General features: G+C 49.9%; 8 protein-coding genes. 4 read left to right on the top strand and 4 right to left on the bottom strand.

The features are described 5' to 3' along the window. Window positions 1-61: 61 nt before the first annotated feature. From ACTH3S_RS17805 to ACTH3S_RS17795, 3 genes are all read left to right on the top strand, one after another. On the top strand, window positions 62-433 hold the full coding sequence (locus ACTH3S_RS17805) for a type II toxin-antitoxin system RelE/ParE family toxin (RefSeq protein ID WP_441810353.1): 372 nt from the start codon (window positions 62-64) through the stop codon (window positions 431-433). 35 nt (window positions 434-468) lie between these two features. Continuing rightward, window positions 469-750, top strand: a complete 282-nt coding sequence (locus ACTH3S_RS17800; protein WP_441810352.1) for a helix-turn-helix domain-containing protein — start codon at window positions 469-471, stop codon at window positions 748-750. 337 nt (window positions 751-1,087) lie between these two features. Beyond that, the gene (locus ACTH3S_RS17795) at window positions 1,088-2,563 is read left to right on the top strand and encodes a flagellin (protein WP_441810351.1); all 1,476 of its coding nucleotides are present in this window, start codon (window positions 1,088-1,090) and stop codon (window positions 2,561-2,563) included. A 73-nt stretch (window positions 2,564-2,636) separates the two neighbouring features. Here the strand turns inward: ACTH3S_RS17795 and ACTH3S_RS17790 are convergent, their stop codons facing one another. The 4 genes from ACTH3S_RS17790 to ACTH3S_RS17775 form a co-directional block, all read right to left on the bottom strand. After that, window positions 2,637-2,978: a HepT-like ribonuclease domain-containing protein gene (locus ACTH3S_RS17790; RefSeq protein ID WP_441810350.1), complete on the bottom strand. Its 342-nt coding sequence runs from the start codon at window positions 2,976-2,978 to the stop codon at window positions 2,637-2,639. Then, entirely contained in the window at window positions 2,968-3,291 is a 324-nt protein-coding gene (locus ACTH3S_RS17785) for a nucleotidyltransferase family protein (protein WP_441810349.1), read from the bottom strand. The genes ACTH3S_RS17790 and ACTH3S_RS17785 overlap by 11 nt, the downstream gene beginning before the upstream one ends. Window positions 3,292-3,422: 131 nt before the next feature. Then, window positions 3,423-3,677, bottom strand: coding sequence for a BrnA antitoxin family protein (locus ACTH3S_RS17780; protein ID WP_441810348.1), 255 nt, complete (start codon window positions 3,675-3,677; stop codon window positions 3,423-3,425). After that, window positions 3,661-3,933, bottom strand: coding sequence for a BrnT family toxin (locus ACTH3S_RS17775; protein ID WP_441810347.1), 273 nt, complete (start codon window positions 3,931-3,933; stop codon window positions 3,661-3,663). Before ACTH3S_RS17775 ends, ACTH3S_RS17780 begins: the two co-directional genes overlap by 17 nt. 195 nt (window positions 3,934-4,128) lie before the next feature. Here ACTH3S_RS17775 and ACTH3S_RS17770 point away from each other — a divergent pair, with 195 nt between their 5' ends. Further along, entirely contained in the window at window positions 4,129-4,830 is a 702-nt protein-coding gene (locus ACTH3S_RS17770; protein WP_441810346.1) for a tetratricopeptide repeat protein, read from the top strand. Window positions 4,831-4,862: the final 32 nt, after the last annotated feature.

The following is a 4,862-nucleotide window of genomic DNA, read 5'->3' as shown; positions in this document are numbered from 1 at the left end:
GTGGGTCAATTTTATTGGCCAAAGGTGGGTCAAAATAAATGGCCATTGACATACAGTTTCGATGGAACGTATTTTCAGAACAAAAACGTTTACACGGGCGATGAAAAAATCCGGGCTTACTGATGAGGCTCTGATTAACGCCGTGAAAGAAATAGATGATGGGTTGATAGATGCCGATCTTGGAGGCAACCTTTTTAAAAAACGTGTTGCAGTGCAAGGCAAAGGAAAGCGAGGCGGCATCAGAACACTGGTCGCAACTCAACTGGACAGCCATTGGTTTTTTCTTTTTGGGTTCCAGAAGAATGAACGATCAAACATTACTAACGCGGAGTTGAGAGCGCTACAGGAAATCGCAAGCGACCTGCTAAACCTTAATGACAAGCAACTACGCAAAGCCACCTTACGTGGGGAACTTGAAGAGGTGCATAGATGACCACGGCCAATCAAAGCAGTCGCATTCTGAGTGAGATGCAAGAAACGGCTTCGGGGCTCCACACTGCCGGGGTGATCAGCAAGCAGCGCCTGATCGAAATTGAAGTACTCTGCTGTCTTGATATTCAGGCACTTCCACCGGAAAAAATCAAAGCACTCCGCGAAAAAACGCATGTTAGTCAGGCTGTATTCGCTGCCGTACTGAATACCAGCCTATCGACCGTGCAAAAATGGGAGGCAGGTGCAAAGAAACCCAGCGGGCCGTCGTTAAAACTTCTCAACCTGATTGAACGGAAAGGTCTGGAGGCCCTGCTGTAATTGTTCCGTGCGGACGCGGAGAGGGTGAAAATATTTCCTCCTCCGCTTCACCTATCCAACCGCCGCAAAAAACCCCTTTAGTGCATCCCTGCGAAAACTACATAAAGCGGCAACCATTTTCCTGTTTGGCGCGACCAAAAACTGACACCAGACTTTTAACTCACTGACTTAAATCAGAATAATTTATTAAAAACAGCTACTTATAAGTATTTTCGAAAAACTGGCACACACTTCGCTTTACTCTCTCCCAAACTGTCAATTAACGATTCTTTGCCGGTATTCTGCCAAAACCTATATGAGCAGCGTGGCCCGGCACCTCTGAGTAGGGAGATTAGATATGCCCCAGGTCATTAATACCAACATTGCGTCACTGAACGCCCAACGAAACCTTAACGCCTCTCAGGGGCAGGCCAACACGGCTCTGGAAAGACTATCATCCGGGCTGCGAATCAATTCAGCCAAAGACGATGCCGCAGGCCTTGCGATTTCTGAGCGATTCCAGTCGCAAATTTCCGGTTTGAACCAGGCTCAGCGTAACGCCAACGACGGCATTTCCTTGGCGCAGACAGCCGAAGGCGCTATGGATGAGATTACCAACAACTTACAGCGTATTCGCGAACTGGCGGTTCAGTCGGCCAACGCGACCAACAGCATCTCCGACCGCCAGGCATTGAACCAAGAAGTACAACAGCGGGTTGAAGAGATTAATCGTATTGCCAGCCAGACTTCATTTAACGGTTTGAAGGTGCTGGATGGGACGTTTGGGGTTCAGACTTTCCAGGTTGGGGCGAATACCGGAGAGACAATCGGAATTAGCGGGCTGGATTCTCGCGGAAGCCAATTGGGTGCGGTGGTTGGACAAACCGAGAACTTCGTTGCCGCAGCACAACCAGTCCGCACAAGTTCCGAAAAACTTGAACTCACCTCCCCAGCAAGCCCGATGACAGGCGACATAACAGTAGACGGGGTACCCCTCGCCATCAACAACGATGCGGCTGATGTTGTTGGCCTAGCCAACACTATACAAATTAGGATTGATGCTGACCCAGGGCTTACAGCAAAAGGCATAACGGTGAAGGGTGACAACGATACCGGAAAGTTAACCTTCGCCAACCCCAGCGGCGAAGACGTGCCTGTTGCTATTAACTTGACCGATACAGAGACACCCGCAAAAACTTTTGTTCAGAATCTTACAGCGACGGGAGGTGGGCTCGACGCGTACTTTAAAGCCGGCAACACAGGCGAATTTAATTTGGAGGTAAATGGTGTTGCGTTTTCTGTGGAAGATACCGGGTCCCTAAACGATCTGGTTGGCGCAATAAATGCCCGTTCGAATGACACTGGGGTCAAAGCCAACTTGGACAAGTCCAACAACGAGCTAATGTTCCCATCAGCATTTGGTGGCGACTTCACTATTAAGATGACCGCAGATCTGAACGGCGACAATACAAATAATATTGATTTTGACGAGACTTACACTGTAGCTGCTAATACAGTCTCGCTAAATGATACCGACATCTCGACGCCTGAAGGTGCCGACCGGGCCATGATCGCAATCGATTACGCGATCGACCAAATTAACGGCTTCCGTGCCGAACTAGGTGCGGTGCAGAACCGCTTCGAGTCGACCATTGCCAACCTAGCCACAACCTCAGAAAACCTCTCTGCCTCCAATAGCCGAATCCGCGATGCGGACTTTGCGGCGGAGTCTGCCGAATTGGCCCGCACCCAGGTGCTTCAGCAGGCTGGCCTTTCTGTACTGGCCCAGGCCAATGCGAGGCCACAGCAGGTTTTGCAGTTGCTGCAGGGTTAAGCATGCTTCAGAGTGAGATGAACACAAAAGTTGCGTTTCATCTCACTCTGAACAAACGTCTCGTCAACACATTTCAAGCATTCTCAAAAATAGCGGTGACCTGTTCAATCAGGTGCTCAAGATTACCCTCGATCACACCCCAAACGATCAGTGGCTCAATAACCGCGTAGCCGTGAATCAAGACATTCCGAAAGGCAATCATCTTCCGGTAATCGGTAATACCCTCCGCCACACTGGGGTCAATCTTGTGCAACTTACTCATTGCTTCGCCGATTATTTCGAACTGCCGCTCCACTCCCGACTGCAAAAGTTCATCGGCAAGATAATCAGCTTCCGTTTTAGCGGCAACGAACCGTTGAATCTTTTCTGCAGCAGCTTTTATATCAAACACATACTTCAAAACCTCACGCTGCATACAAAGGCTGCCTCTCTTCCATCACAGAACTGCGGAAATACGGATTGGTCAAAGAGGACTCGGTAACCAAATCTACCGAGCGACAGAACATAATCTCCAAGTCTTCTTTAAGACCAAAAAAAGCAGTGGCTATGTCTCTCGCTGAAAGCGTTTCTTCAAAATCCACGAGAAAATCTAAATCGCTGGCTGCATTGAATTCACCTGTAACTACTGACCCAAACACTGCCAACTGACTCACTTTGTGCTTTTCACAAAGCTGGCGGATTTCGTCGTGCTTATTAAGTAGCAACTGCAGCATGTCTAGGTTAGGCATGTTGGTCTCGCTCTGCGGATCAAGTGGTCTCTGAGTCTAGCGCAAGCCATTGGCAATAGAAATTGGGGCTCAACTTACAGCGTGACCACAAACGCCTCAACAGCCGGCTGAACTGGCCAAGCACCTCTATCTCAGCGCCTAGCGTCCTGACTCTCCATATACTGCCTCAGCAGTTTATTAATTCTGGTCTGATACCCCTTCCCCTGCGCCTTGAACCAAACCAACACATCTTCATCAATGCGCAAAGTCACTGGTTGCTTTGCAGGCACACGAAGCTCGGCCTTCTGAAAGAAATCATCATCCAGCTCGGCAATATCGCTTGTATCGATCGCTTCATCGTCCATTTCAGCTAAACGCTTCCAGTCTGTTTTAGATGTTTTGTTCATATAACCTCACCTCTTGCCTGGTCGCTTTTCGAGCAGAAATAATCCGCACCACATCTTCGCGCCTCTCCGTATAAACAACAACGCCAACCAATTGCCGCATCAAACCTATAGCTCGCCAGCGCTCCTCCCCGTATGCAAATCGCTCATCAATCCCTGTCAGCATTGGATGATTGAACATATCAATCGCATCTCGAAAATCTATTCCATGCTTACGAACATTGGCCGCATTCTTCGAGTCATCCCACTCAAATAACATCACACATCCATGTATTTACAGTTGTACATACAACCTAACAGACAACCGAGGAAACTACTATTCAATGAACCAAAGTCGACCTCTTAAAAACTGGCACACCTTTCGCTACACCTCATTATAAAGCAGCACAAACCACCAAAAACTGCAGGCCTTTGCCGCACATTTCACAATAGCGGCAGGTATATGAGGTATCCCATGCAAGCCAAGCATCACATCCAGGAATCCCGCGCTCAACAGGCACAGGCTGCCCGCTTACTTCTGCAGGCAAACCGTGCTTACGGCGAATCCAACAGCAGCGGGCTTAGCCATATTCAGCGCCTGCAGGCCCGGCAGGAATGCCGTGTGTACCTGGAAGAGGTGATTGCGCTTGAACCAAACAGCGCCATTGCTTTGGGATTGCTGGGGCGTGTCGAGATGGACGACGGGCAACTTGAAAACGCCCACGACCTTTTCAACGCAAGCCTGGAAGCTCAACCTGACCAAGCGCAGCAATATGCCAACCTCGGTTACTGGGCATTAAAAACCGAACGCCCTGCATTGGCCGAGCAGCACTTCCTACAGGCACTGGACTGCGACCGGCAATCCGCAGCCGCTTTTTGCGGTTTCGCCCACGCCAAGCGATTGCAAGGCCAGTTTGATGTCGCATACCTGCACTATCGCAAGCTGCTGGAAACCGGCGCGGAGTGGGATTCCGTGTACAGCGGCATGCTCACCTGCGCTCAACACCTCAGCGTGAACAAAGCAGATAGCCGCTTAGCCTTGGATGCCATCGCCCTGCTAAAGCACGAAGGCCTGCCCCATCAGGAAATCGGGCGTTTTGTGGCTGCTATTATCCGCCAGCAGTACGATCTGGATAACCCCAAGGCGGAGGTCTTCCTAGCAGCCTGTCGGACTTAACCAAGCAGTATCGACATGAGATAATCGGGGCA

Source organism: Marinobacter sp., from assembly GCF_052094685.1.
GTDB lineage: Bacteria > Pseudomonadota > Gammaproteobacteria > Pseudomonadales > Oleiphilaceae > Marinobacter.
This window is presented reverse-complemented; position numbering and strand designations above follow the sequence as displayed.

Bases quoted from the DNA above. Each gene is read 5' to 3' on its own strand.
- ACTH3S_RS17800 (WP_441810352.1), top strand. From the start codon at position 469: ATGCAAGAAACGGCTTCGGGGCTCCACACTGCCGGGGTGATCAGCAAG.
- ACTH3S_RS17775 (WP_441810347.1), bottom strand. From the start codon at position 3,933: ATGTTATTTGAGTGGGATGACTCGAAGAATGCGGCCAATGTTCGTAAG.
- ACTH3S_RS17785 (WP_441810349.1), bottom strand. From the start codon at position 3,291: ATGCCTAACCTAGACATGCTGCAGTTGCTACTTAATAAGCACGACGAA.
- ACTH3S_RS17805 (WP_441810353.1), top strand. From the start codon at position 62: ATGGAACGTATTTTCAGAACAAAAACGTTTACACGGGCGATGAAAAAA.
- ACTH3S_RS17795 (WP_441810351.1), top strand. From the start codon at position 1,088: ATGCCCCAGGTCATTAATACCAACATTGCGTCACTGAACGCCCAACGA.
- ACTH3S_RS17790 (WP_441810350.1), bottom strand. From the start codon at position 2,978: ATGCAGCGTGAGGTTTTGAAGTATGTGTTTGATATAAAAGCTGCTGCA.
- ACTH3S_RS17770 (WP_441810346.1), top strand. From the start codon at position 4,129: ATGCAAGCCAAGCATCACATCCAGGAATCCCGCGCTCAACAGGCACAG.
- ACTH3S_RS17780 (WP_441810348.1), bottom strand. From the start codon at position 3,677: ATGAACAAAACATCTAAAACAGACTGGAAGCGTTTAGCTGAAATGGAC.